This window comes from Paenarthrobacter sp. Z7-10 (assembly GCF_026932795.1).
Taxonomy (GTDB): Bacteria; Actinomycetota; Actinomycetes; order Actinomycetales; family Micrococcaceae; genus Arthrobacter_M.
Map to the genome: position 1 here is coordinate 18,674 of NZ_JADPVH010000043.1, position 16,158 is coordinate 34,831.

At 62.1% G+C, this 16,158-nt stretch carries 16 protein-coding genes and 3 pseudogenes; 9 read left to right on the forward strand and 10 right to left on the reverse strand.

Annotated elements, in window-relative coordinates:
* Positions 1-111 precede the first annotated feature (111 nt).
* Positions 112-603 (forward strand): annotated as a pseudogene (locus tag IV498_RS13135) (type 1 glutamine amidotransferase domain-containing protein).
* A gap of 113 nt (positions 604-716) precedes the next feature.
* Here the strand turns inward: IV498_RS13135 and IV498_RS13140 are convergent.
* Entirely contained in the window at positions 717-1,388 is a 672-nt protein-coding gene (locus tag IV498_RS13140; protein ID WP_269047271.1) for a class I SAM-dependent methyltransferase, read from the reverse strand.
* Between the two features lie 231 nt (positions 1,389-1,619).
* On the opposite strand from IV498_RS13140, the gene IV498_RS13145 reads away from it, so the two are divergent.
* Both IV498_RS13145 and IV498_RS13150 read left to right on the forward strand, forming a co-directional pair.
* Positions 1,620-2,186: a GNAT family N-acetyltransferase gene (locus IV498_RS13145; RefSeq protein ID WP_269047272.1), complete on the forward strand. Its 567-nt coding sequence runs from the start codon at positions 1,620-1,622 to the stop codon at positions 2,184-2,186.
* Positions 2,179-2,766 carry a GNAT family N-acetyltransferase gene (locus IV498_RS13150; protein ID WP_269047273.1) on the forward strand — a complete coding sequence of 196 codons (588 nt, stop codon included), beginning with the start codon at positions 2,179-2,181 and terminating at the stop codon, positions 2,764-2,766. The genes IV498_RS13145 and IV498_RS13150 overlap by 8 nt, the downstream gene beginning before the upstream one ends.
* A gap of 48 nt (positions 2,767-2,814) precedes the next feature.
* Here IV498_RS13150 and IV498_RS13155 read toward each other — a convergent pair whose 3' ends face one another.
* Positions 2,815-3,339 (reverse strand): GNAT family N-acetyltransferase, encoded by a 525-nt coding sequence (locus IV498_RS13155; protein ID WP_269047274.1) that lies wholly within the window; start codon positions 3,337-3,339, stop codon positions 2,815-2,817.
* Positions 3,340-4,103: 764 nt separating this feature from the next.
* Between IV498_RS13155 and IV498_RS13160 the strand changes: the two genes are divergently transcribed.
* The 3 genes and pseudogenes from IV498_RS13160 to IV498_RS18945 all read left to right on the forward strand — a co-directional run.
* On the forward strand, positions 4,104-4,394 hold the full coding sequence (locus IV498_RS13160) for a hypothetical protein (protein ID WP_269047276.1): 291 nt from the start codon (positions 4,104-4,106) through the stop codon (positions 4,392-4,394).
* Positions 4,384-4,992 (forward strand): hypothetical protein, encoded by a 609-nt coding sequence (locus IV498_RS13165; protein ID WP_269047277.1) that lies wholly within the window; start codon positions 4,384-4,386, stop codon positions 4,990-4,992. Before IV498_RS13160 ends, IV498_RS13165 begins: the two co-directional genes overlap by 11 nt.
* Positions 4,993-5,248: 256 nt before the next feature.
* Positions 5,249-5,625: pseudogene (locus IV498_RS18945) on the forward strand (IS21 family transposase); the annotation flags it as partial.
* Between the two features lie 120 nt (positions 5,626-5,745).
* Here IV498_RS18945 and IV498_RS13175 read toward each other — a convergent pair.
* From IV498_RS13175 to IV498_RS13190, 4 genes are read right to left on the reverse strand one after another with little or no spacing between them, the layout of a single operon-like run.
* Positions 5,746-6,735: a tyrosine-type recombinase/integrase gene (locus IV498_RS13175; protein ID WP_269047281.1), complete on the reverse strand. Its 990-nt coding sequence runs from the start codon at positions 6,733-6,735 to the stop codon at positions 5,746-5,748.
* Entirely contained in the window at positions 6,732-7,670 is a 939-nt protein-coding gene (locus IV498_RS13180) for a tyrosine-type recombinase/integrase (RefSeq protein WP_269047283.1), read from the reverse strand. The genes IV498_RS13175 and IV498_RS13180 overlap by 4 nt, the downstream gene beginning before the upstream one ends.
* Positions 7,667-7,885, reverse strand: a complete 219-nt coding sequence (locus IV498_RS13185) for a tyrosine-type recombinase/integrase (protein ID WP_269047285.1) — start codon at positions 7,883-7,885, stop codon at positions 7,667-7,669. Before IV498_RS13185 ends, IV498_RS13180 begins: the two co-directional genes overlap by 4 nt.
* Positions 7,851-8,345 (reverse strand): tyrosine-type recombinase/integrase, encoded by a 495-nt coding sequence (locus IV498_RS13190; protein WP_269047287.1) that lies wholly within the window; start codon positions 8,343-8,345, stop codon positions 7,851-7,853. Before IV498_RS13190 ends, IV498_RS13185 begins: the two co-directional genes overlap by 35 nt.
* 671 nt (positions 8,346-9,016) lie before the next feature.
* On the opposite strand from IV498_RS13190, the pseudogene IV498_RS13195 reads away from it, so the two are divergent.
* Both IV498_RS13195 and istB read left to right on the forward strand, forming a co-directional pair.
* Positions 9,017-10,195: pseudogene (locus tag IV498_RS13195) on the forward strand (DDE-type integrase/transposase/recombinase); the annotation flags it as partial.
* On the forward strand, positions 10,192-10,971 hold the full coding sequence (gene istB, locus IV498_RS13200; protein WP_269047289.1) for an IS21-like element helper ATPase IstB: 780 nt from the start codon (positions 10,192-10,194) through the stop codon (positions 10,969-10,971). The pseudogene IV498_RS13195 and the gene istB, both read left to right, overlap by 4 nt.
* 123 nt (positions 10,972-11,094) lie before the next feature.
* Here istB and IV498_RS13205 read toward each other — a convergent pair whose 3' ends face one another.
* The 4 genes from IV498_RS13205 to IV498_RS13220 all read right to left on the reverse strand — a co-directional run bounded on the left by IV498_RS13205 (position 11,095) and on the right by IV498_RS13220 (position 15,268).
* Entirely contained in the window at positions 11,095-11,295 is a 201-nt protein-coding gene (locus IV498_RS13205; protein ID WP_269047291.1) for a hypothetical protein, read from the reverse strand.
* Positions 11,296-12,883: 1,588 nt separating this feature from the next.
* Positions 12,884-13,165 (reverse strand): hypothetical protein, encoded by a 282-nt coding sequence (locus IV498_RS13210; RefSeq protein ID WP_269047293.1) that lies wholly within the window; start codon positions 13,163-13,165, stop codon positions 12,884-12,886.
* Between the two features lie 42 nt (positions 13,166-13,207).
* Complete coding sequence (locus IV498_RS13215; protein ID WP_269047295.1) at positions 13,208-13,342, reverse strand: hypothetical protein; 135 nt, start codon at positions 13,340-13,342, stop codon at positions 13,208-13,210.
* A gap of 378 nt (positions 13,343-13,720) precedes the next feature.
* Positions 13,721-15,268 (reverse strand): sugar porter family MFS transporter, encoded by a 1,548-nt coding sequence (locus IV498_RS13220; RefSeq protein ID WP_269047297.1) that lies wholly within the window; start codon positions 15,266-15,268, stop codon positions 13,721-13,723.
* 86 nt (positions 15,269-15,354) lie between these two features.
* Here IV498_RS13220 and IV498_RS13225 point away from each other — a divergent pair.
* Positions 15,355-16,158, forward strand: an 804-nt coding sequence (locus IV498_RS13225; protein WP_269047299.1) for an FUSC family protein, incomplete at its 3' end; no start/stop codon positions are given.

The window sequence follows — 16,158 nt, forward strand, 5'->3', positions numbered from 1 at the left end:
TAGCGTGAAGGTCCGGGAACCCGGGGCAACCCTAAGGAGAGACCTTCGATGAGCAACGAATTGGCCGGCAAAAAGATCGCATTCCTGGTGGCACCATTGGGGGTGGAGTAAATCGAGCTTACTGTTCCATGGCAGAGCGTCCTGGACGCCGGCGGAGTCACCGAACTTGTCTCCACCGAGGTCGGCACAGTCCAGGCCTTCGATCACGACGTGAGAGCCGGCGACACCTTTCCGGTGGATCGGGTGGTCTCCGGTACATCGGCCGACGATTACGACGCCCTTGTGCTTCCCGGCGGTACCACTAATCCGGACTAGCTTCGTGTCCTCCCGGAGGCCATGGCCTTCGTTCGGGCATTCGTCGATGCGAAAAAACCGATCGCGGCGATCTGCCACGGCCCTTGGTCGCTGGTAGAGGCGGACGTTCTGAGGGGCAAGACCCTGACCAGTTGGCCAAGTCTGCAAACCGATATCCGGAACGCGGGCGGTACCTGGGTCGACCAGGACGTCTCGACCTGCAAGGAGCAAGGCTGGACTTTGGTGACCAGCCGCAAACCCGATGATCTGAAAGCCTTTACCGCCGGCATGGCGGCGGCCTTCGCGTAAACCGTTCGGCCGAGGCGGCGTGAAGGGGTCGCCGTGCCCCGCTCCGGATGCCGGTCGGGTAGATGGGGCATCGCTCCGGCATCTCGAGCCGTACCCGCTCCGAACCTTCGGTCTTAGTGCCGCCGGTGTGCCCGAAGGATCTCGTCATGGACAACGATCGTCTGTCCATCGGCTGACGTCACGGTACGCTCACGCGGTCCGCTGACGGAAACTTCCCAGGCGCCGGGTTCCAGCAATTGTGCGGCGATGGCATCCGCGGTGAAGTAAACCTCGGGCCTGCTTGGGCGGTGGACGCCCAGGGCACGGTCCGAGGCGTCATGCCCGACAATCAGCAGCATTCCGCCGGGAGCCACCGCTGCCGCCAGCGACCCGAAGACCACCGCACGCTGTGCCGCGGCGAGCTGCAGAAATTGGGCGCAGACCAGGTCGTAGTCCACCTTCGACGGTTGCCAGGACGTGAGGTCACGATGCAGCCGTGTGATGCGCTGCCCGAGGGTCGGCGCGTTTTCCCGGGCCCGGACGGCAGCGCGTTCCAGCGCTACCGACGAAAAGTCCACTGCCGTGACCTGCCATCCTCGGCTCGCCAGCCATATCGCGTCCGCCCCTTCACCACTGCCGGCGTCCAGGACGGAACCCGGGGCCAGGTCCGCGGTTTCGCTGAGCAGCACAGGGTTGGGTTTTCCGCTCCACAGTGAACCGTGCGCCCGGTATCGTTCGTCATAGGATTCTTCGGTCCAAGGATTCGCCATCGATTCCGGCGGCTCGTTGCTGTGCCTGTCCTCCATGCTCTGCGTCCCTCCGTTCAGGCGTTCCAGTGGCGTTGCAGCAGGGCCGCCGTCTCCGGCGTGTCACCCCATTAATGGCGCGTCGGCGTCCGCTAAGTCAACTGGTGTCCGGCTGACTGCGATCAACGACAGCCGCGCGGCCGGATTCCCGCGCTGGACGGTCCTGAACAGCGGCCCGACGACGGTGGTGCCGGTGGTCTGTTCGGGCACCGAGTTAGGGATAATCGGAACATGAAAACCCTGACTACTGAACGTCTAACGCTACGCAGCTGGACTTCCGACGATGCCGATTTTGTTTTCGACATGTATTCCCGCTGGGACGTGCAGCGCTATATCGGGGGCTCGAATGCGCGCATTATGGAGTTGCACGCCGAGGCCGTGGAGCGGATCGAACGGTGGCAGCACCTGGATCATCCGATCCACGGCATCTGGGCCGTTCAGCGCACCAGCGATGGCCAACTGCTGGGAACTCTGCTGTTGAAGCCGATCCCGGCCTCGGGCGAAGTTCCGCCGCAGCCCTCCGGCGAGACGGAGATCGGCTGGCATTTTCATCCGGATGCCTGGCGGTACGGCTATGCGACCGAAGCGGCGGCTGAGGTGCTGCGGCACGGTCTGGCGGCAGGACTTGGCACGATCGTGGCGGTTACGGCCCCGGAAAATGTTGCCTCCCAAAATGTCTGCAAACGAATTGGCATGGAACACCAAGGAACAACGGTGAAGTACTACAACGAAACCTGCGAGCTGTTTCTCATTGCCTCAGAGGCGCACGGCACGAGCCCGGCTGCGCCCGGTGCTTAGCGGGGGAGAGGAGAAGACGGAACGCTCAGCTGCCGGTGGGTTTGCAGTTTATGAACCACGTCTGACCGACGAGGACAGAGACGACAGGGGCGACAGAGGCGAAGGGATAAAGGCGCTGATCCGCCCGGCCGTCGACGAGGACGTCGCCGCTATCCTGCGCACGCAGCGTGCGGCCGGGCGCACGAAAACCGGAGCCGGTGCTTTGGAGGCAGCAATTAGTGATCTCGAACGGTTCGTGGTCGTTGCCGCAGTGGACAAGGAACTCGTCGGCTGGGGGAAGACTCATTGCTGGTCCTACGCCGACGGCCCGGCCCTCGCGGGCCATTATCTCGGTGGAGTGACCGTGGCACCCGAGTGGCGGCGACGTGGAATTGGCGCTGACTTGGCCCAGGCACGGCTGAATTGGATCTGGCAGCGGTCCGCACTGGCTTGGTACGTCGTTAATGCCTCCAATACCGCATCCATCGCTCTACACCAACGGTGGGGATTCGCTGAAGCAGCCAGGGCCGCAAAGTTTCACAGCACGGAATTCAGTGGGGGAGTGGGCCTGCTCCTGCGGGCCTCGCGGGAGCGCCGCTGACGCTATGGACGCCGTCGTTCCCTTTTAGACGATGACGACGACGGCAAACTAAACGATATTCGGGCTGATGACCTGGAACAGGTCCATGTCCTGCCACCTGCCGGCGATTTTCAGATAGGCAGGGGCCATGCCAATCCGAACGAATCCATTGTGGTCCAGAACCCGCTGGGAGCCGGCATTGTGGCGCAGCGTTTCCGCCTGGATCCGGTGAAGCCCGAGGTCCTCGAAAGCAACGCTTTTGATTTCCCGCACAGCGGCGGTAGCAAATCCGCAGCCGTTTGCCGCGGCGCTGACCCAATAACCGACGCTGCAGGACTGGAACGCCCCACGGACTATGCCGTTCAGGGTTATGCGGCCGACCACACTGCCACCGGCGTCGAGGATAACGTGGGGGAGAACAGTGCCTTGTTCATGCCGCACGAGTACTTCATCTATCGCCGCCCGCTGGCCGGACTCCGTGAAGAATTCTGGGGTCCGGGTGGGTTCCCAGGGAGCCATGAAATCGCGGTTGGCGCGCATGAGTTCAGCCAGAACGAAAGCATCGTTGGGAGCTATCAGGCGAGTTACAGACACTCGACTAAACTACACGGCGCCTTGGCCCCAACGTTTCCTCCAGGTTCGGCCCACAGGAAAATGGGTCAGTTGAAGCTGATTTTAGTGCCGCATCAACAACGCTGGCCGGTTGGCGAGCACCCAACGACATGCCAGGACCTCGTTCATGGTTCCTCATGTTGGACGGGTCTGAAAGTGCGGATACCAGCGGTACCAAAGTCCATCAATGAATCACCCGCCTTTGCCGTTAGTGCTGATTCCCAAACGTGCCCGGAAAAGAGGCTCAACGGAGTTATGCCGAGTTCCATGGCAGATTGGCTGTAATCGGCCACCACCCGTCGGGCGACCTCGGGGATCGGATCCACAAACTCGAAAGTTCGATCGTACGGCGGGTCCAGGTGATAACGGAGTCTTCCCTCAGGGCCTTCAAGAACCACGGCGAAATGGCCGTCGCCGTCCCTAAACCGATCTATCTGTTGGCAGAACCTTTTCACTGCGTCGCTCATCGCGAATAGAAGGACGTGATCAGTCGTCCTGTATCTTCCGTGCTGCCACGAATCGACACGTCACCCCTTTCACGAACATTATCGGATACTGAAATGATCTATCACATCCGGATAAAACCCGGCGTCTGCAAACGCCGATAATCTACATTATGTCAACTAGAAGTGATCCAATTGCAAAATTTGCAGATTAGGACCCGGTGATACGCACTCCCCGATTCCGCCTTGGAGGGCCGGCTGATCAGGCTTCCGCTGCGTCAGGGAGCCTTTTCCGCGGATGCCGTGTTCGAGGACATGCTCACGGGCTGGAAACAGCAGCAGCTGGCCCGGAACTTCACGGCCGGCACGATCCGTGGACATGAGAGCCTGGTCCGCCGGTTCGTGGATCACACCGGGCATTTTCCGTGGGACTGGACCGTCGGTGATGCCGATGAGTTCTTCGCCCATGAGCGCTCGATCCTGAATCTGGCCTTCGCCACCATGCGGGCCCATCAGACGCATCTGAAGGTGTTCTGGGCGCCAGGCAGTCATCATCGAGCGGATGCTGAGGCTTCGCGCTCCTTTGAGCGGTGAACAGGTCCGCGGATTGGAGACCGTGGGACGCGGCAGACTCGAGATACCGCACCGCTACGCTGCGACGAAGCCGCTCATCACCCAACAGCAACGCCTCGACCTCATCCGGCAATGCGTCGAATCCACGGCATCGCCCTTGGGATTCCGGGTCGCTGCCCTGATCCTGCTGCTCTTCGGACAGGCGGTCGGCAAGATCGCCGCCTTGAAATGCGTGGACCTGCAGGCCCTGCCCGAGGGGCTGCACCTGGACCTGGGGAACACCCCGGTCCTGGTTCCGGCCCAGATCGCCCCAATGTTCTGGGACTACCTGCACGACCGGCCCAACCAGCAGACCGGCAACGCCGGGAGCCAGTGGCTCTTCCCCGGCACCCTGCCGGGCCAGCACATCCACGCCGACGCAATGATGGGCCAACTCCGCGCCCTTGATATCGACCTCGGCGGTGCAAGGAACACCGCCCTCCGCAGCCTCGTCCAGGAACTACCACCAACCCTGGTCGCAAACGCACTCGGCTACAGCTACCAGGTCATCCACAAACACGCCGGCGATGCAGGCGTCCCCATGGCCGGCTATCCAGGGAAGGGCGCGCTGCTCCGATGAGTCCTGTTTACCAAGCTGCGGGACACCCCGCTGCTCCCTGGGCTACGCCAGGAACGCGTTCAGAAGCACTATGGCAAGACCCGCTTGTTAGCGGCCACGGAACTGCCCACTGGCGGCCAGCAAAACTGCCCGTTGGTGGCCATGAGATCTGCCCACTTCCTGTACTGATCCTGCGCGCTTAAGCGGCGGGAGTCTCTTCCCGGGGTTTGATTGCGGTGTCTAAGACGCACCAAAGTCACCCAGGAAGAGACCCAATATGAAGTTTGACGGAGAAATCATGGAAATACTCGCAGCCTACGATTTGACCGGATCGTTGCGCGCCACAGCCGAACTCACGGGGTGCTCACACCACACGGTGGCCCGCCACGTAGCAGCCCGCGATGCTGGGAAGCCCATCGCTGAACCGGTGTTCCGGGGTCGGGTCACGGACCCGTACCTGCCCAAGATCGAGGAATGGGTCGAGGTATCCAAGGGCAGGATCCGTGCTGACAAGGCCCACGATAAACTCCTCGCCCTGGTTACACGGGCTCGGAACGCTCAACGCGGCGGGCGGTTGCGCAGGTCCGCGCGGCCTGGCGGCTTGGCAGGGTCAGGGTGCACCGGCCCTGGATTACAGAACCGGGCATGTGGCTGTTATGAAGAATTCTTCATAACAGCCATTATGTAGAACCTGGAATTATGTAGAAAGTGTTCGGACGCCGGCTGTGAACGGGCGCCATGACACCGATCTGGCGCGGGTAGCTTTCTACATAATTACAGTCCTTCCAGGAAGGCCAGCAGCTCGTCGGGTGGGTGATAGCGGCCGGGGCGGGTCCCTGGCGGCGCCGTCCTGTCAAGCGCCCGTTGTTTGAGTGCCAGGTCGGCGTGGAGGTAGATCTGGGTGGTGCGGATGTTTTCATGACCAAGCCAGAGGGCGATGGTGGCAATATCGATCCCGGCCTGCAGGAGCCGCATGGCGCAGGTGTGGCGGAGCGTGTGCGGGGAAATCGTCTTCAAAGCCAGGGATGGGCAGTCTGTGGTTGCCGTCTTGACGTGCCGGGCAACGATTTTTGCCACAGCATCCCGTGTCAGTTTCTGGCCCGAGGGACCGGAAAAGAGCGGGGCTGTTCCCTGCGGTTGTCGTTCTGCAAGCCATGCTTTGAGGTGTGCGCAGGCGTCCTTGCCAAGCGGGGTGATGCGTTCCTTGCGGCCCTTGCCCTGGCAGGAAAGGTAGGCGCCGGATTCCAGGTGCACGTCGGCTGCGGTCACGTTGACCAGTTCACTGACTCGCAGGCCGGTGACGATGGCTACGAACAAAAGCGTCCTGTCCCGTCGCCCCCGCCACGTTGAAGCATCCGGCGCGTTGATCAGGGTGTTGGATTCCTCCTCCGTCAGGTAGGTCACGATGGCCTTGTCGGAGCGTTTTGCCGGGATTGCCAACACGCGTTGGATGAGTTCAGCATGCTCTGGGAAGTCGTAGGAAGCGTACCGAAACAGCGCCCGGATGGCCGCCAGCCGGGCATTTCTGGTGTGGATGCTGGCCCGTCTGCTGCTTTCTAGCCAGGCAAGGTAGCCGCCAATGAAAACGGCGTCGAGGTCTTCAAGCTTCAGGTCTTGGGGTGCGTTGCCGGTTTCCTCCTTGGCGTAGTGCAGGAGCAGCCGGAACGCGTCCCGGTAAGAGGCCACCGTGTTCTGGCTTGCCCGGCGCTGCCCCACGAGCCGGCGGAGGAAGAAGGATTCCAGGATCGGTGCCAGGGATGTCATGATTCTTCCGCCAGATATGAGCCCAGCCGGGCGGAGACCAGGGACATCAATTCCGGTGTCCCGCTCAGGTACCAGTACGTCGCTTCCGGGTTCTGGTGCCCGAGGTAGGTCGAGAGCACCGGCAGCAGCGGCCTGACGTCCACACCCGTGCGGTACCAGCTCTGAAGTGTTTTCACGGCAAAGCCATGTCTCAGGTCATGTAGATGGGGCTGATGATGGAAACCAGGCCGTCTCACTCCTGCTTCCCGGGCCAGCCAGGCAAAGACGTGGCTGGCGTTGTCGGCGATCAAGCGCGTGCCACGGGTGGAAAGGAATACGGCGGGATCCTTGGGATGCGGATACGTGGTGTCCCGGATGCCCGAGTATTCCTTCAGTGCGGCCACCGTGCTCGGATGTAGCGGCAGCTGCCGCGATTTCCGGTATTTTGCTTCCCGGATCGTCAAAAGTCCTTGGTCCCAGTCGACGTCGGAGCGGTCCAGGCCGGTGGCTTCGCTGCGCCGCATCCCTGTCACGGCCACCAATGAAATGTAGGTTCGGTAGGTTCGGGCACGGAAGCCGGGGGTGAGCCGGTCTGCGGCCGCCAGCACCCGGTCCAACTCGTCATCGGAAAAGATGTAAGGCGCGGGCCGGTGGTACCCATCCTGCAGCAGCGACTGTTCAGGGACCTGTGTGAGGGGGTCAAAAGCCTGTAGGTATTGGGCGAAGGGACGCACCGCGCCCAGGCGTGCGTACCACCACACCGGGTCGGCGCCTGCTGGCAGTGTTGCCCATTCCAGCACGCGCGAGCTGGTGAGGTGGGCGTCGCCGGTGCGTTGAAAGTACTTGATGAATTCCAGCAGAAGTTGCCCCTGCTGCTTCAGCTTGTAGCCCATGCTCCGGCGCATGTGCAGGTACTGCTCGGCCATCAGCGCCACATCGTCCTGGGGCATGGTCATGGCTGGCTCCCTGGCCAGGGCAGCGCCAGCGCACGCAGCGACCTGTAGTCGACTTTTGCGTACTGGGCCGTGGTGGCAGGGCTGCGGTGGCGCAGCACCTGGCCGACCTCGGCGAGGGAAGCACCGGCACGCAGCAGTTGTGTTGCCGCAGTGTGCCTGAGCCGGTGGGCATGGATTCCTTCAAGCCCGGCACGCCTGCTCGCGGCCAGGATCACTTCGGAAACCCCCGGCAGATGCCAGCCCTCCCACAGGTGCGCGAACCCTGAGAAACAGCGCATCGCCGGCGCCGTCAGGCCGGCCCGGGCGCAGGTATTCCGCCAAGGCCGATCCAACATCGTGCGGCAGGGGAAGCTTCTCTTCGCAGCGCCCCTTGCCCCGCAGGACGATGTCTCCGGCACGCCAATTGACATCGGTGAGCGTCAGGGACGCGACTTCATTCGCACGCAGCCCCAGCCGGACCACCAGGACCAGAATCGCGTAGTCACGCCGCCCCGTGACCGTGTCCCGGTCACAGGAGGCCAGCAGCGCATCCACTTCCGGCACGCTCAGGCCTTGCGGAATGTTACTGCCGTGGCCGGCCGCGGACGGTACCGTACCCGCCAACGCCCGGCCGCACAGTCCTTCCATGAACGCCCAGCCCAAGAAGGACCGTAACCCGGTGATCGCATATTTCACGCTTTTGACCGATCCCACACCGTAAAGACCGGTGGTGAACGAGATGACCTCCCCACCGCCCATTGTGCCGAGCGAACGGGGAGCGCTCCGGCAGCCAATCCATGAACGCGTTGGCCGCCCGAACATAGTGCTGCCCCGTTTTGGCGGCGAGCCCCCGCTCATCCACGAGGTAGCGCTCAAACCGCCCCAAAATGATCTGTTCCGGAGTGGTTGGATCCGGTGGCGGCTCAGGAACCGGAATCACCCCCAACCGGCGCAAATACTCCATCAACAACACAAATGACGCCTGTGTCGGACGCATCCAACTTGCTTCCGCAGCCAGCTCGTCAACGAACCGCTGCAGCGCCCCATCCGTCAGCGCCCCACTATCCAGTCCCCGCGCATCCATCCAACGACTCAACCGCCCCACCAGCGAGGCCAGCTGCTGCACCGTTGACTTCGCATACCCACGCCCAGCCAACAACAACCGGTAGCCAGCCACGTACGGTGCCAAAGGCCCCGTCATCGGCCCCGGAAATGACTTCGTCATCATGCTCACCTTCCCTTATCGAGAAAACAAGCATGTGCCGCCCCGCGATTATGTGGAAAGCTACCCGCGCCAGATCGGTGTCATGGCGCCCGTTCACAGCCGGCGTCCGAACACTTTCTACATAATTCCAGGTTCTACATAATGGCTGCAGTACGACTTCGGTGATGGCCCTGTCATCGATGGCCGTAAGACGGTGCTGTTCGTGGCGTGGCTGGCGTGGTCACGGTTCCGGGTCGTGATAGCGCTGCGGGACCGGAGCGCGCCGACGGTGTTCGCCGCCCTGGACCGGACTTTCCGTATCCTTAATGGTGCCCCGACGTATGTGCTCACCGACAACGAGAAAACCGTCACGGTCTCCCATATCGCCGGCGTACCGGTACGGAACCTGCAGACCGTGGATTTCGCCAGGCATTACGGGATCACGGTGCTGACCTGCCAACCGGCCGATCCTGCCTCCAAGGGTGGGGTGGAGTCAACGGTGAAAATCGCCAAGGCCGATATTGTGCCCAAGGACACCAACCTGCGCACCGAATATGGTTCCTTCTCAGAGATCGAAGCGGCCTGTCAGGCGTTCATGGATGAGGTGAACAACCGTGAGCACCGTGCCACCCGCCGCAAGCCCGCCGCCATGCTGGTCGAGGAGGTTCCCCGTCTGCACCGCATCCCCGACACCGCTCACACTGTGGCCTTCGGGGTGTCCCGGACCGTGCCGGACAACACCCCGATGGTGACGTTTGAGACTGGGCAGTATTCCGTTCCCTCACACCTGCTCGGCGCACGGGTCTTCGTCCGCAGCCACGGCGCCGGTCCGGACGAGAAGGTCATCATCGTCCATCACGGCACGGACGGGCCCGTTGAAGTCGCCCGGCACCACCGTGCCCGCCCCGGCAGCCCGGCGATCGATGATGCGCACTTCCCCGGCCATCGCCAGAAGGTCCCGGGCGACTACACGGTCAAGGCCCGCAGCGCTGCCGAGACCGAGTTCCTGCACCTGGGCGCCGGTGCACGGGCCTGGCTGCTGGAAGCCGCCGCGGCGGGCACAACGCGGATGAAGGTGAAGATGGCCGAGGCCGTTGCCCTGGCCAAGATCAGTGGCACCGCCGGAGTTGATGCAGCGTTGGGTGAGGCAGCGACTTACGGCAGGTTCGCCGCCGGCGACCTCGCCTCCATCCTCGGCGCCAGGCCATCACGGAGCACGACCTGCAAGGCCGATGAAGCCACGTCCCTGTCTCAGGGCACCGCCGGGTGGGCCGCCATCGGCCAACCCCTCACACCCGCCGGCGCCGACGGCGTCACCGATACGTTGGAGGAAAGCGCATGAGCGTCACCACGGCCCCCGCGCCGGCCCTGCCACCGGAGGTAGAAGCGTTGATGCGTCAGCTGAAGATGCCCCACGCCCGGGCGCTGGCCCCGGAACTGATCGCTACCGCCCGTGCTCAACGCTGGGAACCCGTCGAAGTCATTAAGGCCCTCTTCGTGGAGGAAGCCGCCGGCCGCGCCCGGTCCATGCTCGCCACCCGGCGTAAGGCCGCCGGCTTCCCGACAGGAAAAACGTTCGAGGCCTGGGACGAATCCGCTTCCTCGATCCCGGCGCCGACACAGCAGGGCCTGCGGACCCTGGAATGGATAACGCGCAGGGAAAACGTCGTCGTCTGCGGGCCCTCCGGGACGGGGAAAACGTTCTTCCTCGAAGCCCTCGGTCAGCAAGCCGTCGAAGCCGGGAAACGCGTCGCGTGGTTCAGGCTCGAGGACCTCGGCGCGCTGGTACGCGCTCACCGCTCCGATGATTCCGTCAGCCGGGTCGTCGCACGCATCCTGCGTGCCGAGCTGATCATCGTCGATGACATAGGACTGCTCGAAGTCGGCGCGGACGCCGCGGAAGGCCTCTACCGCCTCGTTGACGCCGCCTACGAAAAACGATCCATCGCAGTGTCCTCAAACCTGCACCCGGCCGGCTTCGACGCCCTCATGCCCAAAACCCTCGCCACCGCCACCGTTGACCGTCTCCTGCACCACGCGCACGTCTGTCAAACCTCCGGCGACTCCATCCGGCTCACCCAAGCCCTCGCCGGGAAGGGAGTCACCCCGATGAGCTAACCGATCAAAAACTCCCCATATGGCCAACGCCACCAAAACCCTGGTGGGCAGATCTGTTGGCCATACACGGGCAGTTTCCATGGCCACCAGCGGGCACTTCTGCTGGCCGCCCACGGGCAGAAACTACTGGCCATTGACACCCGCTAGAAACAGAAGAGAGCAGAACAGCAGTCCCACGGTCTCCAATCCGCGGACCTGTTCACCGCTCAAAGGAGCGCGAAGCCTCAGCATCCGCTCGATGATGACTGCCTGGCGCCGGGCAATGCGCTTGCGAAAAACGAACCAACCCAGACCGACGATCATCAGCACCACGCCCAGCTGCATTCTTGCTCCTCCGAAGCCCTGCCACCAATAGCCCAAGACTAGTGGCCTCGGCTCGACGCGCTGGGAGCCTCAATGGCGGAGAACGGCAGAGAATAGGACTGAGACTGATAAGTGCCATTCCCGCTTGTACTCTGCGTAGCTCATCAGAGTGTCCTGGTGCGAACGCGACCAATTGATGCGTTCGGACTTTGATCCCGACGTGACTGGGGTGGCATCCCAGCCCATTAGGATCTTTCTTCCAGGCACCCTCCCCCGAAAATCACTGGTACATCACTATTTTGTCCGGAGCGCCGACGGTTTTGCCTTCGTTATCGACATCCGTCCTGATGCCCTGGTCAAGCCCATCCGTGAATTGTCGTCTGTAATCGGGGGCCCAATCTGTGTCCTGCCAACCATTTTCCACCTGACGTGGTGGTAATCGACGCGCAGGCAGTGAAGGCCCGTGTCCTACTACGGACCGTGGAGGGTGGGCGGCGCAACCTGGCCGCGATCACCCGATGCCCGTCGCCGCTAACCGTTTTCGCCTCGATTGCGGCCGCGATCACCTGTGCACTATCAGCTCGCCGCCCGGCGTTGAGTTCCAGATTCTTACGCTGGGCCATTCGCTTACAGGTCATCGTCACTCTGAAGCCGCCGACCAACGAAATCAAGCTTTTCCCCTGAAAATCACTCATCGCTACCCCACGCGACGCGGCCACCGTCAAACAATACGACGCTCAACACATCTACGAATCCCCGACAGCCCACCATCCACGGCAATCAAACAGCCAGGCATTGGTTGCCGCAGCCCTTTAGCCCTCCATCGTCAAGCTCACTGCCGCCATCGCCTCACCACGTTGGCGATACATCGCCCGCTCACGCCATCCCGAAGCCGTTTTCAACCGCGTCAGTCACGAAGTCACTGACGGCTGGACAGCCAGAGTCGCCTTCGATTCGCTCCGACACTGGATGGAAACCGACTGGACAGCAAGTTTTCACGGATCCGACGCCATCCTCCCGCCCAAAATCAGGTAAACTGCACCGCCGATGCGAAGGCTGTGCGTCCGCCCTATATCCTGTCCCATATAAGGCCTGCGGGACGATTGTTGGCCATCTATATGGGACACCCCTTTCGGGACGCGAACTCGTCTAGGCATTAGGCTGGCTTGCTCCCCCTGCGGCAAAGTACCAGGAGCTGTACCCAGAGAGGACAGGCAATCCGCGGGGCACAACGGGCTCTGCAAGCCGAAGCGAATAGCCCTTGGTAAGCTTCGTTCGGCCTATTGAACCTATGGGGCCCTTTCCCGGACTTCGCCATCAATATGTCATGTGGACAACATTCCCCTCTGGAACGGTTTATGTGAGAAGTTTCGGCTCCAGCACGACCTGAATTAACGGGCCAGGGGTTCGGCTCGTGGGGTTTCTACCGGTTGGAATTCCCAAGTGATTGTGCTGAACGGTGGGCTGCTGTCGACTTCGGCTATCTAGGATGCCGCGAAGAAGTCACGCCGTTCTAAGCCTCCTGCGGATGGCGTCGCCTCTGGACCGAGCGGCCGGCCAGGGATCACTCAGCGTGCATGTTGCGCAAAACAGGGCGACGTCGCGTCGATTACCTGCCAGATGGCCGGTTGCTGAGCTGGACGCGTGATGTGGTGTCCCACGTGAAGATGCCTCGTTTCGTGTCCTGAAGGGCTGCTATGAAGTGCACCTCGTTGACGGTCAGGGGCGGCAGCGCGTGGGTCCGCAGCTGATCGGATGCTTGTTGAATGACTTCGGCACTCCCTTCGGCCACGCCGTAGCCCAGTGTCAGATGCGGGCCGAAGGGAGCCTTGGGCAGCGGCTGGCTCCTGTTGATGGTGTCGGCAGCGGTATCGCGGACCGCGGCGGTCAACTTCGCCCATGAAGACGTACCGGTCCCTCTGACGCTGAGTGACTAATCATCTACTTTCGGTTCGCCCAGTGTGGCGCTGAACGGTTTGATTTCGGCCGCCACGCTCTTCAGCCTGCCCATGAAGGCATCCACTTCTTCGGGGCTGACATCGGCGGAGGTAACTGCGAACTGCTGCACGGTTGCATGCAGGTAATCCGCAGGCTGGATTGAGCAGTAGTCCAACCCGTCCAAGGCGCGCTGGCGTTCTCCAGTGCCGATCGGAGGTCATCGGTGGGCAGCACATAGACGTGTAGGCGGTTCCGCATGGACGGCCACAAGGTCATCGGGTGCCCAAAAAAGCGCTTCATGGGCTAAACCCTAGCGTCCCCGTTTGGACCGAACATGAACCGACTACCAGGTAGACAAGAGTCCAACCGGCCAAAATTTGGCTCCCCCAGCATTCCCACGTCTCTGACGTCCTGATCCAGCATACTGACTGGACCGCTGCCGCCCCCGACGTTCGACCCGATGAGATTGTGAAACCCGCCGACCAGGAAATCTTTTATGCCACCATGGCTAGCCCTGAACCTCGGCCTTACCGGAGGACCCGGAGGACCCGGAAGACCCGTCGGAGGATCCGGAAGTGGACTTACCAGCCTTGCGACGCTCCCGCTTATACCTATCCGACATCTTCTCCAGCGGAATGTTCTTGGTTTCGGGAACCTTGAAGAATACGAACACCAGCGAAGCCAGGGCGAAGAACGCGTACATGCTATACGTAAGCGGCAAGGACATCTGGCTCAGCGCCGGGAACGTCACGGTCACGGCGAAGTTAGCAAGCCAGTTCACCGCCGTTGCAATGCCGACCGCGAGCCCGCGGATCTGGTTCGGGAACATTTCGCCAAGCAGCGTCCACATCACCGGCCCCCAAGAAACAGCGAAGGACACCACAAACGCGTTCGCAGCCACCAGCGCCACCGGCCCCCATGGCTGCGGCAACTCAGGTTGACCGTTGACAATGGAAGACTGGGTGAAGCTGATCGCCATGAGCACCAGACTGATGGTCATGCCTGCGGAACCGATTAAGAGCAGTGGACGGCGTCCCACTTTGTCGATCAGGAAAATCGCCACCACGGTTATCACCACGTTGGTGATCGCCGTGATCACCGACGCGTTGGAAGCGAAAGTCGGACTGAATCCGACCGAACGCCACAACGAGTTTGAGTAGTAGAAAATGACATTGATGCCGACGAGCTGCTGGAAGGCAGCGATGATGATGCCAACCCAAACAATGGGTACCAGGCCAAGAGTGCCGCCCTTCAGGTCCTTGAAGGAAGGCTTGGAATCGCTTCGAATGGACTTGCGGATGGAGTCGACCAGGGTCTTTGTTTCGCTGTCACTGCGTCCGTGCACATGCTTCAACACCTCGGTAGCCTTGTCCGCGTCGCCGTTGGACACCAGCATGCGCGGGGATTCCGGCAGCCGCAGTGCCAGCGCACCATAGACGACGGCGGGAATAACTCCGGCAATGAACATCCAGCGCCAGGCCTCCAAGCCCCACCAGAATTCACCACCGGCGCTACCGGCGGCACCGGTAATGACGTCGTCCATCAACAGCGCCACGAAGATACCGAGCACAATGGCCATCTGCTGTAAAGATGTGAGGCGGCCCCTTAGCTTGGCGGGTGAAATTTCCGAAATATACGACGGAACAATGGCAGAGGCCGCGCCGATGCTCAGCCCGCCGACAACGCGCCAAGCCGCCAGGTCCCAGGGTGCAAAGGCGAATGCGGAGCCCACCGAACCGGCGAAGAACAGGATGCCCACAATGAGCATCACCCGTGTCCGGCCCCACTTGTTCGCGACGGGGCCGCCAAACCATGCACCAGTTGCGGCGCCTATGAGGGAAATGGCCACCACGAATCCGGTGACGGCTGCGGAGAGTCCAAACTGGTCAGTGACCGCTCCAATGGCGCCATTGATCACTGAACTGTCGAACCCGAAGATGAACCCACCTACGGCGGCGCCGATCGAGATCAGGACCACGCGTGTGGTGTGCTTGCGATCCAGTGAGTCTTTCGGCTCGTCGCCGTTTCCGCCCTGCTCCGAATTTTGTTTCTCCACCACAAACCTCCCGGATTGATAAGCGTGCTGCTGTTTCCCCCACCCTAGGCACGCCCTACACTGAGCCGCAATGATGGGATTGGGGTTTGGCCGAGGTAGCGGTGGAGGACGAGAGTGGCCGGATGAAGAAGCAGCGAGTCCCGCTCCAGCGGGTAGTGAGGACCACGGTCACAATTGTGGGCCCTGCTTCAACGTGGCGGCGGCTGAGGACAGGGCTTCCCGTCATCGCGCAGTGCGGTCCCGCCGCCGGGGCGGCGTGGTGGCTGGCATCGGCGCTATTGGACCACCAGAATCCTGTATTCGCAGCGACGGCGGCGATCATTTGCCTCGCCGGCGGCAAGGGCGAACGGGGACGCCAGGCGGTGGACCTGCTGGCCGGCGTCATCGCCGGGGTTGTTGTCGGCGAGCTGATTCGTTGGTGGAATCCAGGCAGCACCCTGCTGCAGGCTGTGCTCGCCGTCGTCCTGGGGATGAGCGCAGCTGCTGCCCTGGATTCCCGTCGGCTCGCCTACATCCAGGGGGCCGCGTCCGCGCTTTTTATACTGGTCCTGCCTCCCCTGCAGAACCCGGCGAGCCGTATTGTGGACGCGGGGATCGGCGGAGTCCTGGGCCTCGTTGGTAGCCAGATTCTATTCACGCCCGACCCGGTGATGTTGGTTTCCGTCGCCGCACGGCATGTACTGGACAGTCTTGAGGCGGCGCTTCGTGGAAGCGCTGCTGGCCTTGAGAGAATGGATACCGTCCTAGGTGCATGGGTCAATAATCGTGGGCCGCTGTTTTTAAAACGCCGAAAGAATAACCTGGCTCTGGTGGGTGTGGCTGGGAGAATTGGGGTATGGATAGTGGCGCCCAGGACGGTCTTTTTGATGAATCAGCGGTTGCGCGTGTGG